General features: G+C 37.9%; 16 protein-coding genes. 13 read left to right on the top strand and 3 right to left on the bottom strand.

Translation table 11 applies throughout. The annotated features are described in order from the left end of the window. The first annotated feature begins 35 nt into the window (after positions 1–35). From AC0VX1_RS21110 to AC0VX1_RS21090, 5 genes are all read left to right on the top strand, one after another. Entirely contained in the window at positions 36–1,376 is a 1,341-nt protein-coding gene (locus AC0VX1_RS21110; RefSeq protein ID WP_475468784.1) for a transcriptional regulator, read from the top strand. Between the two features lie 17 nt (positions 1,377–1,393). Beyond that, complete coding sequence (locus AC0VX1_RS21105) at positions 1,394–2,881, top strand: M81 family metallopeptidase (RefSeq protein WP_475468782.1); 1,488 nt, start codon at positions 1,394–1,396, stop codon at positions 2,879–2,881. 12 nt (positions 2,882–2,893) lie between these two features. Then, positions 2,894–4,507: an N-acyl-D-amino-acid deacylase family protein gene (locus AC0VX1_RS21100; protein ID WP_475468780.1), complete on the top strand. Its 1,614-nt coding sequence runs from the start codon at positions 2,894–2,896 to the stop codon at positions 4,505–4,507. Positions 4,508–4,594: 87 nt separating this feature from the next. Further along, entirely contained in the window at positions 4,595–5,821 is a 1,227-nt protein-coding gene (locus AC0VX1_RS21095) for an MFS transporter (RefSeq protein ID WP_475468779.1), read from the top strand. A 198-nt stretch (positions 5,822–6,019) separates the two neighbouring features. Next, complete coding sequence (locus AC0VX1_RS21090; RefSeq protein ID WP_475468777.1) at positions 6,020–7,363, top strand: D-serine ammonia-lyase; 1,344 nt, start codon at positions 6,020–6,022, stop codon at positions 7,361–7,363. Between the two features lie 266 nt (positions 7,364–7,629). Here the strand turns inward: AC0VX1_RS21090 and AC0VX1_RS21085 are convergent, their stop codons facing one another. Further along, a complete protein-coding gene (locus AC0VX1_RS21085) occupies positions 7,630–8,247 on the bottom strand; it encodes a cell wall hydrolase (RefSeq protein WP_475468775.1) in 618 nt (205 codons plus the stop codon). Positions 8,248–8,706: 459 nt separating this feature from the next. Here AC0VX1_RS21085 and AC0VX1_RS21080 point away from each other — a divergent pair, with 459 nt between their 5' ends. Together AC0VX1_RS21080 and AC0VX1_RS21075 are read left to right on the top strand one after the other, a co-directional pair. Then, positions 8,707–9,414, top strand: coding sequence for a DNA alkylation repair protein (locus AC0VX1_RS21080; RefSeq protein ID WP_145504418.1), 708 nt, complete (start codon positions 8,707–8,709; stop codon positions 9,412–9,414). 105 nt (positions 9,415–9,519) lie between these two features. Continuing rightward, the gene (locus AC0VX1_RS21075) at positions 9,520–10,344 is read left to right on the top strand and encodes a class I SAM-dependent methyltransferase (protein ID WP_475468773.1); all 825 of its coding nucleotides are present in this window, start codon (positions 9,520–9,522) and stop codon (positions 10,342–10,344) included. Between the two features lie 279 nt (positions 10,345–10,623). Here the strand turns inward: AC0VX1_RS21075 and AC0VX1_RS21070 are convergent. Both AC0VX1_RS21070 and AC0VX1_RS21065 read right to left on the bottom strand, forming a co-directional pair. Further along, positions 10,624–12,185, bottom strand: a protein-coding gene (locus AC0VX1_RS21070; RefSeq protein ID WP_475468771.1) for an IS3 family transposase whose coding sequence is annotated in 2 segments (ribosomal slippage) — positions 10,624–11,552 and positions 11,552–12,185 — 1,563 coding nt in all. Because the reading frame shifts where the segments join, the coding sequence is not laid out codon by codon here. A gap of 156 nt (positions 12,186–12,341) precedes the next feature. Next, positions 12,342–12,557, bottom strand: coding sequence for a hypothetical protein (locus AC0VX1_RS21065; RefSeq protein WP_054399744.1), 216 nt, complete (start codon positions 12,555–12,557; stop codon positions 12,342–12,344). A 130-nt stretch (positions 12,558–12,687) separates the two neighbouring features. Between AC0VX1_RS21065 and AC0VX1_RS21060 the strand changes: the two genes are divergently transcribed. From AC0VX1_RS21060 to AC0VX1_RS21035, 6 genes are all read left to right on the top strand, one after another. Further along, positions 12,688–12,858 (top strand): NUDIX domain-containing protein, encoded by a 171-nt coding sequence (locus tag AC0VX1_RS21060; RefSeq protein WP_475468769.1) that lies wholly within the window; start codon positions 12,688–12,690, stop codon positions 12,856–12,858. 529 nt (positions 12,859–13,387) lie between these two features. Then, positions 13,388–14,089 carry a response regulator transcription factor gene (locus AC0VX1_RS21055; RefSeq protein WP_475468767.1) on the top strand — a complete coding sequence of 234 codons (702 nt, stop codon included), beginning with the start codon at positions 13,388–13,390 and terminating at the stop codon, positions 14,087–14,089. Further along, on the top strand, positions 14,086–15,429 hold the full coding sequence (locus AC0VX1_RS21050) for a sensor histidine kinase (protein WP_057277010.1): 1,344 nt from the start codon (positions 14,086–14,088) through the stop codon (positions 15,427–15,429). The genes AC0VX1_RS21055 and AC0VX1_RS21050 overlap by 4 nt, the downstream gene beginning before the upstream one ends. Positions 15,430–15,457: 28 nt before the next feature. Further along, positions 15,458–16,192: a PepSY domain-containing protein gene (locus tag AC0VX1_RS21045; RefSeq protein WP_400448727.1), complete on the top strand. Its 735-nt coding sequence runs from the start codon at positions 15,458–15,460 to the stop codon at positions 16,190–16,192. Positions 16,193–16,531: 339 nt separating this feature from the next. Beyond that, complete coding sequence (locus tag AC0VX1_RS21040; RefSeq protein ID WP_057277008.1) at positions 16,532–17,137, top strand: beta-class carbonic anhydrase; 606 nt, start codon at positions 16,532–16,534, stop codon at positions 17,135–17,137. Further along, positions 17,134–18,891 carry a SulP family inorganic anion transporter gene (locus tag AC0VX1_RS21035; RefSeq protein WP_475468764.1) on the top strand — a complete coding sequence of 586 codons (1,758 nt, stop codon included), beginning with the start codon at positions 17,134–17,136 and terminating at the stop codon, positions 18,889–18,891. Before AC0VX1_RS21040 ends, AC0VX1_RS21035 begins: the two co-directional genes overlap by 4 nt. Positions 18,892–18,900 lie beyond the last annotated feature (9 nt).

The raw sequence follows: 18,900 nt of genomic DNA, 5'->3' as shown, positions 1-18,900 counted from the left end.
TTAAGGGGCATCTAAGATCGCAAGGGGGAATTTTTATGGAGATAAATGTCGCTGTCATAGGACCTGAGGATGTAATTGATCAAGTATTTACAGTAGGTAAGTCATACCTTGAAATAAATTTATTATCGGCTCCCTATAATCATGAACAAGAAACAGTAGACATCGTTAAGCAGAATACTAATGAAGTTGATGTTTACTTATTTGCTGGAATAATTCCATATCAGATTGCTAAAAATCATCAAATTACAAATAAACCTCTGATTTTTATACCACTAACTGGGACTGCTCTATATCGGACGATTTTTAAAATTATTACTGAGACTGAAATTAATCCAATTCGTACTCCTCTCAGATTTAGTATGGATACATTGGATGAAGGTGAGGTGAAGGAATGTTTTGAAGAACTTGAAATTCACTCCAAAGCAATATTTCTTCTGAACACTGATCAAAAAGCAGATGAATTGGTCAATTTTCATTACAAACTATGGGCAAGTAAAAAAATAGATGTAGCGATTACATGTATAAAATCGGTCTATGAGACTTTAAAGGGACTAGGAGTTCTAGTCTATAGGGTAATTCCAACTAAATCCACTATCCGTTCAAGCCTAGAAAATGTGCTATTAGAAGGGAAATCCTTGATTCAAAGCAATACACAAATAGCAATAGGCATCCTTCATTTCAATAATCTGTTTAGCTCCAATAACTTGTCTGAATATAAGACAAAGCGCAAGAAAGCTGCACTTGAGAACCTACTTATTGATTTTAGTGAAGATGCTCAGGCAATTTTTGATTGGTCAGATCGTGATGAAGTCCGATTTATAACTACTCGAGGTGCGATTGAAAGGGTAACTCAAAAGTACAAGAAAATTCCTCTCTTAAACGAGATTGCTATGAAAATAGAATTGGAGACTTTACTAGGCATAGGTTTTGGATACACAGCAAATGAAGCTGAGATAAATGCACGTAAAGCAGTAACTAAAGCTCAATCTCAATCAAACAAGCCGAGCTGCTTCGTTGTTGATTTGGATGGCACCGTATACGGACCAGTTGGTCAAGATAAATTATTAACATATTCCTTACGCGGTGATGACCCTTACCGTATGCAGCTGGCAAAGACAGCTGGACTGAGTATAGCAACAATCAATAAGCTATTTTCTTTCTGTGAAAACTTTGGAAGAAAGGATATAACTGCCATTGATCTTGCGAATGGACTTGATTTGACCATTAGAAGTGCCCGAAGGATCCTCAATATACTCGAGCGAAGTGAATTAGCTGTAATAATCGGGGAAGAACAACCCATTCATCGTGGAAGACCGCGTCACCTATATGAAATTCAACTATTGGAAAGGAATAAACATATAGATATTTCACATTAAAAGGGAGGAGTCTTGTGATGAGAATAGCAATTGGCCAGATGGTACACGAAACAAATACTTTTTCTAACGTAAAAACAACTATTGATTTGTTCAAGCTCTGGGAATGGGACCATGGGGATGTGATACTTCAAAAGCATTGTGGGGTTAAGAACTATTTGGGTGGCATGATTGATCGGGGTAACGAACTTGGAATTGAAATTATTCCAACATTTTCTGCTTGGGCTAATCCTTCTGGGATCATTACTAAAGAAACGTATCAAACTGCAAAACAAGAACTAATATCTGCTATTGAGGGTTCTGGTGACCTTGATGCAATTTGCATCTTCCTTCATGGAGCTGGAGTTGCAGAAGGTGTAGATGATTTAGAAGGAGACTTGTTAACTGCACTAAGGATGAGAGTTGGTTACAAAATGCCGATCGTCACTGTGTTGGATTTACATGGAAATATTACAGAAGCAATGATAAAAGAATCTAACGCGATTTTTGGTAACGTTGAATATCCACATACTGATTCTTATGAAAGGGGGATTGAAGCAATTGATTTAACAGTGGGCATTCTAATAGGAAAAGTAAAACCCGAGATGGGTTTTACAAAATTACCTTTACTTATCCCAACCACAACTTCTTACAATTCTCCAGTAAAAGAAATTAACGAGTGGTGTCAAGAATGGGAAAAACACCCTGAAGTCATTGATTGTACGTTTTATCACGGTTTTCCTTATTCAGATATCCCATACGCTGGTGCGTCAATTATAACGACAACAAATAATAATCCTCAATTAGCTCAAAGAGTTTCTAATGATATTGCTTCTAGGATTTGGGAGATAAAAGATAAATTTTTCCCCACCTTACCTTCCCCAGAAGAAGCAATTACATATGCTTCTTCTAGAGTAGATTTTCCGATAGTAATTAACGAAGCTTCGGATAATCCAGGTGCAGGTACTCCAGGAGATGGTACTTATTTATTGAAGGAAATGATTAAGGCTGATATTCCGAATACCTGTTTTGGTTTTATTTATGATCCTGAAGTTGCCGATATCGCTCATAAAACAGGAGTAGGATCCCTTATACAGGTGGAATTAGGAGGTAAAACTGATACACTCCATGGGAAATCACTAAAGATATCAGCTTATGTAAAGTGTTTAACTGATGGGGAATTTATTCAATCATCACCGATGTGGAGAGGCAGTAAAGTGAATTTAGGAAAAAGCGCAAGACTAAAGGTAGGTAATGTTGACGTCATTGTATGCTCTGTTAGATCTCAAACTTTCGATGAACAGATTTTCCTTCTTCATGGGATTGATGTATTAAAGTCCAAAATAATTGGATTAAAATCATCTCACCATTTTCGAGCTTCTTATGTCTCAATAGCAAAGGAAATCATTACTGTTGATTCTCCAGGATTAAGCACAGGAGATCTTTTATCCTTCAACCATAAAAAAATTAACAAACCTATTTATCCATTCGATACTGTAATTTCAGAATTATTTTCATTAACAAAATAAGGGAGTGATCCAATGTACGACGTCATTGTAAAAAATGGACATGTTTATGATGGAAGTGGCAACCCATGGACAAAATTAGATATTGGAATTAAAGATGGGAAAATTGTTTTTCTTGGTGATTTGAGTGAAAAACAGGCAATACAAATCCTTGATTGCAAAGGAATGGCTGTTTCTCCAGGGTTTATTGATCCCCATGTTCATTCAGATCTGCTTTGCACTGTACCTGAGATTCATAAAATTAAAGCACTTCAGGGTGTGACGACAGAATTATTCGGTCAGGACGGTATTTCTGTAGCTCCTGTTTCAGAAGAAACTAAACCATTATGGCAAAAACAATTAAATGGGCTTAATGGTGATATTGGAGATTGGCCTTGGAATAGCATTGATGAATACTTAACCTTTCTAGAAAAGTCTAAAATGATTGGTAATGCAGCATATTTAGTGCCGCATGGGGCTGTTCGTACTCTTGTAATGGGATTTGAGGGGAGAACAGCCACTAAAATGGAAATGGAGAAAATGAGGGAATTGATTGAAGAAGGGATGCGTCAAGGAGCAGTTGGAATATCTACTGGACTTGTATATCCTCCGAATGTTTTCTCGAATAAAGGAGAATTAATTGAAATTTGCAAAGGTGCTGCGAAATATGATGGCTGCTTTGTTGTCCATATCCGAAATGAAAGCATCCATTCTTTATCTGCATTAGACGAAGTTATCGATGTAGCGAGACAATCAGGGGTGAGGCTACACATTTCCCATTTTAAAGTCATTGGTCAGAGTAACCGAGATAAATTTAAAACATCTCTAGAAAAAATGGATGAGGCAAGATGCGAAGGCATTGAGATTACTTTCGATCAATATCCATATACAGCTGCCTCAACTGTATTCCATGCCATTCTTCCTCCATGGATGCATTCTGGAGGTACGGAACAAATGCTAGCTAGATTAAAAAATCCTGAGGACAGAAAAAGAATTATCGATGATTTTAATAATAACAAAGACTATGAGAATTGGGTTTTAAATTGTGGGTGGAAAAATATCATTATCACCTCCGTTCAATCAGAGGCTAATAAATGTCTGGAAGGTAAAAATATAATTGAAATCGCAGAAATTAGGGGACAAACTCCTGAAGATGCTTCTTTTGACCTTCTAGTAGAAGAAAAGGGAAGTATTACAATGATCATTCATTGGGGATTTGAAGAAGATGTCTTACTTGGCATGTGCCATCAACTGCAAATGGTTGGTTCCGATGGTATTTTTGGAGGAAAGCCTCATCCAAGATTATATGGAACATTTCCTAGAGTACTTGGTAAATATGTAAGGGAAGAGGGCGCTTTGAAACTCGAACAAGCTATTCGGAAAATGACCGGCGCTCCTGCACAACTAATGAGATTAAAAGATCGTGGCCTCATAAAAGAAAACTATCAAGCTGATATAGTTGTGTTTGACCAAGAAAAAATCGCTGATTTTGGAACTTTTGATGACCCCCTTTTGGAACCTACAGGCATTCTTGAGGTATTGATAAATGGTAAATTAACTGTTCATAACGGAGAGTATATAGGTACAAGAGCAGGGAAAGTAATTAAAGCTGCTCGTCATCAGGAGATGAATCTAGTTGAAAAAGCATAAATTATGAACATGCCATAAAGATAATAATTTGCCTCTATTAATATAAAATTAGATTCATAGCGGCAAAAAGACAAAAGGAGGAGTATGATGGGGAGTAATACTCAAAGATATCAAAACAAGCATTTTATCTTAGGGCTTTTGTTTGTTGGATATTTAGTTGATTATTTAGATAGGATGGTAATGAGTGTTGCTGTAGTGTATATCAAGGGAGAATTCAATTTAGATCCTGCAGCAGTTGGAGTTATTCTTAGTAGTTTTTTTATCTCCTATGCCATCATGCAAATTCCTGGAGGATGGCTAACGGATAAGCTTGGATCAAGAAAAGTGTTAATTTGGTCCATCATTGTATGGTCAGTGTTTACTGTATTTACAGGGCTGGCTTGGTCACTCACCTCATTAATAGTTATTCGGTTCCTATTCGGAATTGGACAAGGTGGCTATCCTTCAGCAGCTCAAAAAGGTATAGCAGATTATTATCCTCTTAAAGAAAGACCAAAAGCTTCTGCTTTTCTTATGTCCTCTAATTATTTCGGGATGGCTCTTGCTCCACTGTTAGCTGCGCCAATGATTGTATGGTTAGGTTGGAGAAATATGTTTATTGTTATCGGTGCACTAGGGGTCATACTGACAATAGCATTCTGGGTTTATTTTAAACCTAAACAGCAACAAGAATCTTCTGATGTTACCAAGAAGAACAATCTACCTCTCAAAGAATTATTAGCGAATATTGAATTATGGAAAATCACTGTCATGTGGTTCGCGGCGGGTATCGTGAACTGGGGTCTTGCCTCATGGATTCCTTCTTATTTAATGGAAGCAAGGGGAATGGATATTATGTCCATGGGTTTTTATGCAGCTCTTCCTGGAATTTCCACAGGAATTGCCATGCTTTTTAGTGGTTGGTTATTAGATCGCTATTTTGTTAATCGTGAAAAGTACTATGCAGCGTTTGGTATGCTTATTTCGGGAATTTTCCTCTATTTAATGTTTACAACAACCTCTATTCCATTAGCGATGTTATATTTAAATATTTGCATGGTCTTTAAAAGTTTTGCTTTTACAGTAGCTTTTTCTTTACCACATAAGATGATGTCGAAGAAAACTATTGGATCTGCAATGGGGATAATTAATATGGGTGCTCAGGCTGCAGGTTTCATTTCTCCTTTGGCCATGGGATTTATGATCAGTTTTACAGGTTCATACAATGCCGCATTCTGGTTTTTAATTGTTTGTTGTCTCATTTCCATTATCGCAGCCTTAGCTATTAAAAAGACTGAGATATCCGTTCATACTGATAAAGTAGTAACACTTTAATAGAAACTAGGAATTATTACGTTTGTAAACTCATTCGTTTTGTATATAAGTTGCACTGGAAAAGGATTACTTTATCATGAATGTTTTGATAGAGTAATCCTCTTGCATATTTGTTACGATAGATCGTATTTTCAGCTAATATTATCACTATAAATAGACAGCAGACAGTCCTTTAATCATAAAGAGAGGAGCTTATAGATGAAAACAAAACTTCTTGAAGGGAAGAGTATTCAACAATGGATCGAAGACTATCCGATATTAAAAGAAATAATAAGAACGGATGAGGTTTTTTGGTCAAATCCTGATTACGGTATGAAAAACAACCTTTCTACTTTAAATGTTGAGGATATAAATGATGCATCGAGACGACTAGATCGCTTTGCCCCTTATATAGCAAAGGTTTTTCCAGAAACAGCAGAACAGAACGGTATCATTGAATCACCGTTAATTTCTATTCCAAATATGCAAAATTGGATAGAACAAAACTACGGTATTAGTATAGAAGGTAGTCTTCTTTTAAAATGTGATAATGATCTTCCAATTTCGGGATCGATAAAGGCAAGAGGAGGAATATATGAGGTATTAAAGCATGCAGAAAAGCTAGCCATAGAACATAATTTCATCACATATGTTAATAATTATGAGGTCTTCGATAGTGAAAAATTTAAAGGATTGTTTTCACAATACTCTATTGCGGTTGGCTCAACAGGTAATTTAGGTTTGAGTATTGGAATAATGAGTGCTCAGTTAGGATTTAAGGTAACCGTTCATATGTCTTCAGACGCTAAGCAATGGAAAAAAGATTTACTTTGTAGCAAAGGAGTTCAGGTAATTGAATATCAGTTGGATTACAGTAAAGCTGTAGAAGAAGGGCGAAAGCAAGCGTTATCTAATCCTACTTGTCATTTTATCGATGACGAAAATTCTAGTGATCTGTTTTTAGGATATGCAGTTGCAGCTTCTAGATTAAGAAAGCAGTTGGATGATATGAACATAATTGTAGATGAAGAGCATCCGTTATTTCTCTACCTTCCATGTGGTGTTGGGGGAGGTCCAGGAGGAGTAACATTTGGTTTGAAAGAAGAATTTGGAGAGCATATTCATTGTTTTTTTGCAGAACCAACTCATTCACCATGCTTTCTACTTGGACAGTTAACACGCCTGCAAGACAAAGTTTCTGTTCAAGATTTTGGTATTGATAATAAGACTGACGCTGATGGTCTTGCAGTAGGAAGAGCTTCTAGCTTTGTTGGGAAAACAATAGGTCATATGCTAAGTGGTTGCTACACCGTTGATGATGAACGACTCTATTCTTTCCTACAAAATCTAATAGATACTGAAAATATTTTTTTAGAACCGTCTGCACTTGCTGGTTTCTATGGACCAATTCAGTTATTAAGCCAATCCGATGGAGGAAATTATCTGAAAGAAAATAATATACAAGGAAAATTGAAAAATGCAAGTCACATCATTTGGGCAACTGGGGGTAGCATGGTGCCAAAAGAAGTTAGAGAAGAGTATTTAAGAAAACTTAACAATTAAGTAGAATTTATTAATCCTAATAAGGGGTAGCGTCACATCACCATCAAGTTAAAATTTTATGCACCTCCAAAACGAAATTTTGGACTTTTTGTAACATTTATCGTTTTGGGGGTAACCTGTTTTCTTAGCTTGATGGGTATGGGGTACCGCCAAAAAGGGCGGGCAAATACTGCCCGACCTTTCAACTATACTCCACGACATAGATAATGGGATATTAATAATTCGAAACTATAAATATCATTCCTCAATATGTATGTAGATTAGTTTTACTTTGCAAATAAGTGGTTGCCTATTCTAATGACTGTTTCCCTTGTGAAAATCCATTCATCTGTTGCCGACAACGGATTATAATAATAAACAGAACCATGAGTAGGATCCCAACCTTGTAATGCATCAATAACAGCTCGATAAGAATGGCTATTTGGGGTCAAATAATATTGCCCATCATGTACAGCTGTAAAAGCATTTGTCTGGAAAATAACATCGTAAGTATTTTTAGGAAAACCTGACGCTGACATTCGGTTCAAAATTACTGCAGCGACAGCTACTTTTCCTTCATAAGTTTCTCCTCGAGCTTCTCCATGAACAACCCTTGCCATCATTTCAATACTATTTAATTTTTGATGTGTTTGGTATCCAAAAACTCCATCTGGCAATATTCCAGAATCTAGTTGAAGTTGTTTCACCGCATGATCAGTAATTGAACCATAATACCCTGTTGGTTGCCTGTTAAAGTAACCCATTTCCTTTAAATTTTCTTGTAAGTCATAAACTGCTTGTCCTTGACTTCCATTGTGTAAAACTTCTTGAGCAAAGATTGAATTGGGTATAAGAAACATGAAACAAATAAAAATAACAAACGACATTTTTTTTACATTTACCATCAAGTAATACCACCCTTCGATTCATTTTCCTACTATTCTACCTTATCATACAAGAAAAATAGATTTATATTACATTATTACTATTTTAAACCAAAATTTTAGGGGGTCTTCAGACAAATTCATCTGTTTTCTGGGTACCGCCTATTGCCATCAAGCTTAGTAAAAGGATTATACCCAAAACGAAAAATTAAGCTATATGCTGCTGAAGATAGCTTTTTTCGTTTTGGGGCGTAAAGAAATTTTAACTTGATGGGGTGCTACAAGACCCCTTGTGGAACTATCGAGGCAGGATAGTTCAACAAAACATCGAGAATTATAAAGTTTACAAGTGGAACCCTGCGTAACATACATGTACTTAGACGGTGCTGACAAATGGCAGTCTGTTATAGGATAATGGGGATATATATTTGATGGGCAAAATATTAGGGGGAAACTCCATATAGAAGGATGTGCTTAACGATGAATGTAGAAATGGTCATGCAGGAGCTTGAAGCCCTAGGCAAGGAACGAACTAAAAAAATGTACATATCCAATGGTGCGCATGAGCCGCTTTTTGGCGTGGCGACAGGCGCCATGAAACCAATTGTAAGGAAAATAAAAATAAATCAGGATTTGGCTGAAGAGCTTTATTCGACAGGTAACTATGATGCCATGTACTTTGCAGGCATCATTGCAGACCCAAAAGCCATGACTGAGTCTGACTATGATCGTTGGATGGATGCTGCATATTTTTATATGCTGTCCGATTATGTAGTGGCTGTAACTTTATCGGAGTCAGATATTGCACAAGAAGTATCCGATAAATGGATTGCAAGCGGTGAAGAGTTGAGAATGTCAGCGGGCTGGAGTTGCTACTGTTGGCTTTTAGGGAATCGAAAAGACGTTGAATTTTCAGAAAGCAAAATTTCCGATATGCTGGACCTTGTGAAGAATACGATTCACGAATCGCCAGAACGAACGAAATCCGCTATGAATAATTTTCTATCCACCGTGGGGATTTCCTATTTGCCGCTCCATGAAAAGGCAGTCGAGACCGCAAAGGCAATAGGGAACGTAGAAGTCAAACGGGACAAGAAAAAAAACAGTTTTCTAAATGCATACGAAAGTATTCAAAAAGAAGTCGGTAGAGGAAGGCTTGGTTTTAAACGCAAGCATGTAAGATGTTAAGATTGGTTTTGCAAAATGAAGGGTAATTTCAATGAAGGAGGTTGCTTAGGCAGCCTTTTTCTTTGTTGATGAACCAATACACACTAAATGTGGGGTGAATGATACTTGAAGTCATTTCAACTAAACGAAAAAACAAGATCCTTTTTAGCGGAATATCAATTATTTGAAGATGATTTGATACAACAAGTGCAGTTACAGCACCGTTTGGAATTATTAGCGGCATTTGGGATCCAAAAAGGAATGCGTGTATTGGAAATAGGTTGTGGTCAAGGGGATACAACCGTGGCAATAGCAGATGCAGTAGGGGAAAGCGGATCTGTTGTCGCAATAGATATTGCCAGTCCCGATTACGGAGCACCGTTAACATTAGGTCAAGCAACAGAACGCATAAAGAAATCTTCATTAGGAGAACGGATTGACTTCCATTTTGAAATGGATTTTGATTTTTTTGAATCACCCATCCCATTTGATATGGCGGTATTATCCCATTGTTCATGGTATTTCAAGCAACCAGAGGATTTATTGAAATACTTTAAAAAGATTCGTAGATTGGCAAAACAATTGTGTTTTGCAGAATGGGACCTCGACTTCACCTGCCTTTCTCAACGTTCCCACTTTTGTGCAGTTTCCATTCTTGCACTGCATTCAAACTTCGTAAAGAGTGAAGGAAATATCCAAAACTTATTTCATAAAACTCAAATTCTCCAGCTGCTCCAGCAAACAAATTTTGAAGTGGTAAAACAACTTACAGTCGATGCAACATTTTTGCAGGACGGTCAATGGGAAAAAGATTATGCCAATAGTATCCGTGCAGGATTTATTAAAGTCCCTAACATGATACAAACGTTAATAACTGGTTATTATGAACTGATGAACACTTCGAATGGTAAGGAGAAATCATTAAATAGCTTCGTTGTTTGTGCAAAGTAATAATTGTATTCAAATGAATTCAAGGTCCAGGGCAGCCTAATTGGTTGCTTTTTTTGCTTACTAAACTACCATAAAAAGTACTAGATCTTAAAAACTTATATGAAGTAAACGAAACACTAGATAGCTCGACTATTTAAAGGCATCCATTACAGGTGCCTGATTTTTTTTTGTGGACCTTAAAACAGTGTAAGCAACTGAATAATGAATCACAAGAAAATCCATTTTGAACAATCCTGAACAGCTCCCTGTCAAGTAGACAGTGGAAATAATAAAAATACTTTAAGCGGCTTGAACCCTGTATTCCAATGGGCTCAAGCCGTTTAATTTTTCTTGGTAACGTTCGTTATTGTAAAACTGGATATAATCATCTATTGCTTGTTGTAACGCTTCAAATGTTTCATACTTATTTAGGTAATATTTTTCACACTTCAACGTTCCCCAAAACGATTCCATTGGTCCATTATCTATACATTTTCCTACACGTGACATGCTATGAATCATTTCTGCTTTTTCTATCTTTCTCTTAAACCCATGTGACGTATATTGATACCCTCGATCACTATGAATTAATGGATGTTCATTCTCTTTTAATATAGTTATAGCTTGATCAAACGTTCGAAATACCAATTTATTATTGTTTGAATGTCCCAATACATAACTAATAATGGAGCCGTCGTAAAGATCTAAAATGGCGCTTAAATACGTTTTCCTTCCGTTTCCTAATTTGAACTCCGTGACATCTGTTACCCATTTTTCATTGGGCTTGATTGCAGTAAATTTGCGATTTAGTCGATTTTCAGCGACATATTGCGCAGATGAAGGAACATAGCGCTTTCTTTTCCGACGAATCACGGACTGTAATCCAGCGATGTGCATTAAGCGATAAATACGTTTGTGATTAAACTTTTTATGATATATCCTATTAATATTTAATTTCATTCTTCGATACCCATAAATGCCTCCTACTCGTGCATAAATAGTTTGAATATCCTGAAGAATTGCTTCATTCTCTAATTCTCTAGCTGTTGGCATACGCTGTAGCCATTTATAATAAGCAGCACGAGATACACCGGCAATTTCACATAAAAGGATTACTGGCAGGTTTTCAGTCGCATGTAAATCTTGAATCGCTCTATATTTATTTTGTAGACGAACGCTTGTTAACGACGCCTCCTTTCGAGTTCCTCTAACTTTTTTAAAAAAGCATTTTCTGCACGTAATCGTTCATTTTCTCGCTCTAAACGTTTCATTTCCATCTTAAACTTTTCTTCATCTGTTAATTCATATTCCTCTTTCTTTCGACCGCGTTTATCTTGTAGTGCTTCTTCACCATCTGCTTCAAACTTCTTGACCCATTGATATACCTGTTGATAAGAAACTTCATAGCTTTCGGCTGCGAGCTGATAGTTTTTCTGATGTTGTATACAGTAATTCACAATTTGAATTCGTTCTTCTAACTTTGTTTTTCTTCTACTTGTCATAGAGTTTGTCATTCCTTTACCGGTATCATTTAATTCTCTATGACTATTATACTTTTTAATCCATTTTCTCAAAACCGCAGTACTGGATACATTGTATTTTTGGATAACCGTGCTTAACGAATAGTGTCCTGATAGATAATCATTAACGGCTGCTAACTTTAACTCTTTTGAATAACGCTTCCAAGAAAGAGCTTCTTCTAGGCCGTCTTCACCATTCGCTTCATACCTTCTCTTCCAATCTCTAATGGTCCCAGGATCAACCAAAAATTTAGCAGTAATGTCGGCTATTGATTGATGACCATCTTTATAAAGAGCTAAAATCGCCAGTTTTTCAGCTTTAGAATATTTCATTCGAGCCATAAAAAATACTCCCCTTAGATAAACAGATTTTTATTTTTTATCTGTCTACCTATTGGGGAGCATATCATCCTTTTTCAAAATGGATTTTTTTTATTTACGCTAATATGGGGGTTAAAGAGGACATTTTGGTTAATCTTTATTTCAAAGCTACAGCAGTTAAAACATTTCATTAACTTCCCATGATTCGACAATTTGATGCGCCATCCTTGGATCATATCCTTTACCCATCAGATAGGCAATAGCTGCAATTTCCATCATTGCATGTGGGACAGATGTTTTTTGAGCTTCGTTTAAACCATACTGTACCCAAGGGCCAACCTGTGACAATGTTTCTTGTTTGAGATGGTGTGGGTTAGTGTAAGAGGGATACACAATATTATATCCTTTCAAAAATATAGATAAATATCACAAGCCTATTTTATGCACCTTAACTTATCCCGTGTTCGATAATCTCTAATTTTATAGATAAAAGTTAAGGGTCAAAGGATGTTCTTCTTCAACAATGGGTGGAAATAAGATTTTATTAACAAAAAATCAAGATGATGAGGGGTATTTTTATCTTTTTCCCGGCGGTAGACAAGAACACGGCGAAACCATTCATAATGCATTATTAAGAGAGTGCATGGAAGAGGTTGGAGAAGAAGTGGAGATTGGGGAGCTGCTTCATTCGTGAGTATATAGGAAAAAATCACGAGCATTCTTCATTCGATTTTCATGTTCACCAAGTTGAATACTATTTTGTTAGCAACCTGGTAAAGGGAAAAAATAATAAAGCGCCTACCAATCCAGATAGTCACCAAGTAGGGGTAGAATGGATACATATTAATGATTTACTTCAGTATAGGATATATCCTAAAGAACTAAGGAAATATATCATACAGCACGTTAATCATCAATAGTCTCCAGTTTATTTAGGGGATATTAATCGAAGTCTTGTTCAACAAACGGGCGCGATGAATCAGCTAAAAGAGTGAATAAATGAAGCCATATTCTTTCGAAAAGAATATGGCTATTTAAATGGATTCGCTAGTTTTGAAAGATTGTTTTGCAGGATTTCCTTTAGCGGGACACTTCCCCGAAAGCAAATCATACACCTATTAATCTCGTCATAATACACTATTTTCATCTTATTCCATCTGTAGTATCTTAGTTTCACAGAATACATAAATGGGGAGAGTCCCACACAAAAGGAGGTCTTCCAAATGAATAAAGAATCAGTACTGATCGTGGAAGACGAAGAAAAGATCTTAAGACTGCTTGAATTGGAGCTTGAAATCGAAGGCTATCAAGTTGGAAAGGCAATGGACGGCAAGGAGGCCCTTGAAGCATATCAATCAAGAAAGTGGGATTTGATCTTATTGGATGTGATGCTTCCGGGCATAAGCGGGATTGAGCTGCTTCGGAAAATTCGAACGAAGAATAATATCACTCCTGTCATCCTGTTAACGGCAAAAGGCTCGGTTGAAGATAAAGTTTCCGGTCTTGATCTCGGCGCGAATGACTATATCACCAAACCTTTCCAAATTGAGGAATTGCTTGCCCGAATTCGTGCGGTTTTAAGAATGCGGCCTGCTGCACATTCAATGGAAGCTGAAATCGGTGGATGGCTAAATACTGCCGATTTAAAAGTGAATGTCAAAACACGCGAGGTCATTAGAGGTGATAGTCATATTGAACTAACGCCAAAGGAGTATGATTTACTTCTTTATTTACTGAAGAATAAGCGTCAGGTGCTAAGCCGTGATCAAATTCTGGGAGCGGTTTGGGGGTATGATTTCCAGGGAGAAACAAACGTGGTGGATGTGTATATCCGATATGTTCGCAAAAAGCTCGAACATGGCTTTGAAACGCCGCTCATTCATACCGTAAGAGGCGTTGGCTACGTCATGAAGGAAGCAAAATGAGACTTCGCAAGAAAATCAACTTATATACTGCGGTGTTATTCATTTTCCTGCTGCTTTTGATGAATGTCTCCATTTATTTTGTTTTCAGTAATCTGATGATGGTGAATGAAATGAACCGTGCGAAAGCGGAGACAGGGAAAATTGCCTTTGATGTTAGTGAAAATGTTAATAATATATCTCCAAATGATTTACTTCGAGCCTATCTGCCTATAGATGGCATGATTGGTATCGTAATCGAAGGTCAACGAAAAGGAACAGCCGTTACATCCAATTCTGAAAAACAATTAAGCAATCGAAATAGCAGCTTTTACCCCGGTGAGAAGAGCGAGATCATCACTTATCAGCAGAAAAAGTATGTATTCGTTTCAAACCCGATCGTTTGGGGGGATGGAAGTGTAGTTAACCTTCAAATCACCAAAAGCATGTCAGCAACCGAAGAAATGCTCGCTGTTCTCCGCATCGTATTAATCGCTGTAACCATCATTGCCATGATACCAGTTCTGATATCAAGCACTATTCTTAGTAACTTCATCGCCCGTCCGATTCGATCGATGATCGATACGATGAAGGAAATTCAAACTAGCGGCCAATTTAAGCGGCTTAGCCTAGAAGAAAAATCAAAGGATGAGCTTGTGGAAATGGGAAAAACATTTAATCACATGATCGATTTACTGCAGGCCAACTTCGAAAAACAGGAGCAATTCGTATCGAATGCTTCACATGAATTAAAAACACCGCTAACTGTCATCGAAAGCTATGCAAGCCTTTTGAAGAGAAAAGGGTTGGAGCGTCCTGATTTGTTTGATGAATCCATAGAGGCCATTCATTCTGAAGCCATTAGAATGAGAGAGATGACAGAGCAAATGCTCCTGCTTGCAAAGCATCAGGAAAAATGGAATATAGAGAAGGAAAACGTCAATCTGACCGATATCATGGCAGAGTTAGCGAAAGTATATAAGAATGCGTACAATCGGACAGTGGAGATTTATAGTGGCGATGCAATTGAAGCAGTAACGGATGTTCAAAAGTTAAAACAGCTTTTGTTTATTTTTTTAGACAATGCCAGAAAGTATAGTGACGAGTTAATCTCCGTCTACATAGGACAAACAAGTAATGAAGCATATATCCGCATCGAAGACAGAGGGGATGGAATTCCAAAGGCTGAATTGCCAAAAGTGTTCGATCGTTTTTATCGTGTGGATAAAGCTAGAAACAGAAAGCAAGGCGGATCTGGATTGGGGCTTTCCGTGGCAAAGGAAATTGCTGATGCAATAGATGTGCGGATTGAAATGGACAGTCTCGAAGGCAGGGGAACGATCGTTACTCTTTTATTTAATTAAGCCAGAATGATGTTGGATGGGGGATACGATGAAGATTAGAAAAGTGCTGATAACAGCCGGATCGATTCTCGTTTTTGGTCTGCTATCATTCGTCGGATTTCAATGGTGGGCTCCATCATTATCCGCGGAAAGTTTGACGAAAGAAGAAGTGAACCAGACAGCAAAGGATAAATTTCCTGGAACCATTATGAAGACAACGAAAAGTGAAGGTGAAGAATATCAGATTGAAATGCAGCTTGAAACCGGGGTCTATCAAATTAGGATGGATGCAAAAAGCGGGGAAGTCCGTTCTATAAAAAAAGAAACCATTGGTCATACAGCTGAAGCGACTACGGAAAAAGCACCCCAAAAGCTACTGACCCAAAACGAAATAAAGACGCGTATTTCCTCACAAGGTGACCTGGAACAAATTGATTTTGTACAGGAGAAAGACAACTCCTTTTATAAAGCAGTGGTAAATAAGAATAACGAAAAAATCACCTTGATACTCAATCCATATACAGGAGCTATAATTGACTCGACACTGGTGGCAGATAGTATCATTACAGAAAGCGAAGCAATTGCGATTGCCGAAAAACATGTAAAAGGAACAGGTGACGATACAGAATTTTATCAACCTCTAGATCAGACACCTTATTATTTGGTCGAAGTTGAATTGGAGGACGATCGAGACGCAGTCGTTCAAGTGGACGGCTACACGAAGGAAGTAAAAACAATCACATGGGAAGATGACGAAGAGAACGATAATGATGGCCCTGAATAAAATAGTGGCTCATAAGGGTTTACTAATCTAGACGTAAATTGAATAAAGCATAAAAAAGGGTGATGCTATTAGCTGTCTAATATGCATCACCCTTTTTGGCTTTGGTGAGTAAGGAAAATGCAAAAAAAAAGAGAAGGAACTGTAATAATTCTCACCAATTTCTAATCCTTCTATCATTTAACTCTAATTAACAATCTCTAACATGGAATAAAGCACCAAATGATAAAACAGAGCCAAAGTAGTTAAGTGGATGAAAGGCATCTGGATTATTGTACATAAAACATTCCATCATATTTCTACACCTTAACAAAGTTTTGCAAAGAGAAAGGAGAATCAGTAATGTCAGTTATTTCTAGCATTCTGGATTACAACAAGACGTTTGTCGATCAAAACAAATATGAAAGGTTTCAAACGACAAAGTATCCAGATAAAAAGATCGTCATCATAACGTGCATGGATACCCGGCTGTTGGAATTGCTTCCAAAGGCGATGGGGTTAAGAAATGGAGATGCGAAAATCATTAAAAACGCCGGAGCCATTGTTTCTCATCCATTTGGCAGCATTATGCGCAGTATCCTTGTCGCCATTTATGAGCTGAAAGTGGAGGAAGTGTGTGTGATCGGACATCACGGATGCGGTATGGTGGGGCTTCAATCCTCTTCACTGCTTGATGCCGCAAAGGAGAAGAAAATCAGCCAGGAGCAAATTGATATCCTTACAAACTCTGGTATTGATTTATCAAAGTGGCTGACAGGCTTTCAATGCGTTGAGGAGAGTGTAAGGAATAGTGTCCATTTGATCAAAAACCATCCATTATTACCGGATTCCATTGCCGTCCACGGTATGGTCATCCATCCCGAAACGGGTAAACTGGATCGAATCATAGATGGATATAGCAATATGGTAAGCAAGGACGAAATACATAAAGAAGGAGCGATAAAATGATGGGTTCTAGCAGGTTTGAAGGATATAACTTAGGCCATTTTCAGAAAGACCTGGTTGCCGGGGTGGTAGTTGGGATAGTAGCGATTCCTTTAGCGATGGCTTTTGCCATTGCTTCCGGAGTAAGGCCGGAATACGGACTGTACACATCGATTATTGCAGGAATCATGGTCTCCCTTTTTGGCGGATCGAAATATCAAATTGCTGGCCCGACCGGAGCCTTTGTCCCGGTCTTGTTAGGGGTGGTCATGCAGTACGGATATGAAAAACTGTTAATCGCCGGTTTCCTGGCAGGTATCATGATTTTTCTTTTAGGTGTCTTCAAACTGGGAAGATTCATCAAGTTTATTCCGCGTCCAGTTACCATCGGCTTTACAGCTGGAATTGCCGTGATCATCTTCTCGGGGCAGATTGCCAATTTCTTTGGACTCAGTAACTTAAAAAAAGAAGAGGTCTTTCTTTTAAATATGAAAGAAATCTTAGTGAACTTCAATACAGTGAATATCTATAGTGTACTGGTAGCTAGCATAAGTCTGACTCTCGTCATATTAACTCCAAAATATTTACCGAAAATCCCTGGAGCATTGCTGGGATTGATTGTATCAACTCTTGTCGCCAGCTTATTCTTTCCAGGTCAGGTAGCGACCATAGGATCGGCATATGGCGCCATTCCCAATGCATTGCCCCATTTTCAGTTTCCCCATATCACTGGCGGTCTGGTGATTGAACTCCTTCCGGCTGCTTTGGTCATTGCCATGCTTGGCGGTATTGAATCACTCTTATCCGCTGTAGTGGCAGACGGCATGACCAACAGTAAACATAACAGCAATAAAGAGCTGATGGGACAAGGATTGACCAATATGATTACGCCTTTATTTGGAGGCATTCCGGCTACAGGTGCCATCGCCCGTACTGCGACGAATATTAAAAACGGTGCAGTCTCCCCCATATCAGGCGTGATTCATGGGTTGGTGGTATTGCTGGTGTTAGTCAGTTTGGCGCCTTATGCTTCGGCCATTCCTTTGGCCAGCATGGCCCCGATTCTTATGTTTGTCGCATGGAACATGAGCGAACGCAAAGAATTTTCGCATATTTTAAAAGCCAAAACGATGGACTCGGTCGTATTGCTCGTTACCTTCGTGTTAACCGTAGTGATTGACCTGACAACAGGCGTCGGGATCGGATTACTATTAGCCATTCTATCGTTCGTTAAATTGATGAGCGGTACATTGAAATTATCAAAGGTATTACCAGATCCAGCTGATAAACTAGTTAAACCAGAAATGGTGCAACAAGGTTCAAGCTGCCCGCAGATTAACATTTATACGATAGAAGGACCTTTATTCTTTGGCACAATCGAAAGGCTGCAAGAAGAAATCGAGGTAATAATGCGATCAAAACCAAAAGTCCTCCTATTAAGAATGAGCAATGTGTCCTTTATCGATACATCGGGGGAAGCACTGCTAACCGATATCGTGAAGCAATTCAAGTTTCATAACCTACAAGTGCTGATATCAGGAATTCAACAGGAACCTAAAGAAATGCTGAGAAAAACCGGATTTATTGAACTGGTTGGTGAGGAACAGTTCTTTTCCAGTACGGGTGATGCCATCAATAAAGCTTTATCCAAACTGGATGAGAACCGTTGTAAAGGGTGTAAACAGTTTTCATTTGCTGAATGTACCTCACTCTCACAGCAAGTTCAAAAGCCTGCGTTATTAAAACCAAGCAGAAAACGGGAGATAGGGTTAACTTGACTCCCGTCA

The sequence above is a fragment of the Peribacillus sp. QJM3NY_7 genome (assembly GCF_056173225.1).
The sequence above is the reverse complement of the archived record's forward strand: the minus strand, read 5'-3'. Positions and strand labels throughout refer to the sequence as shown.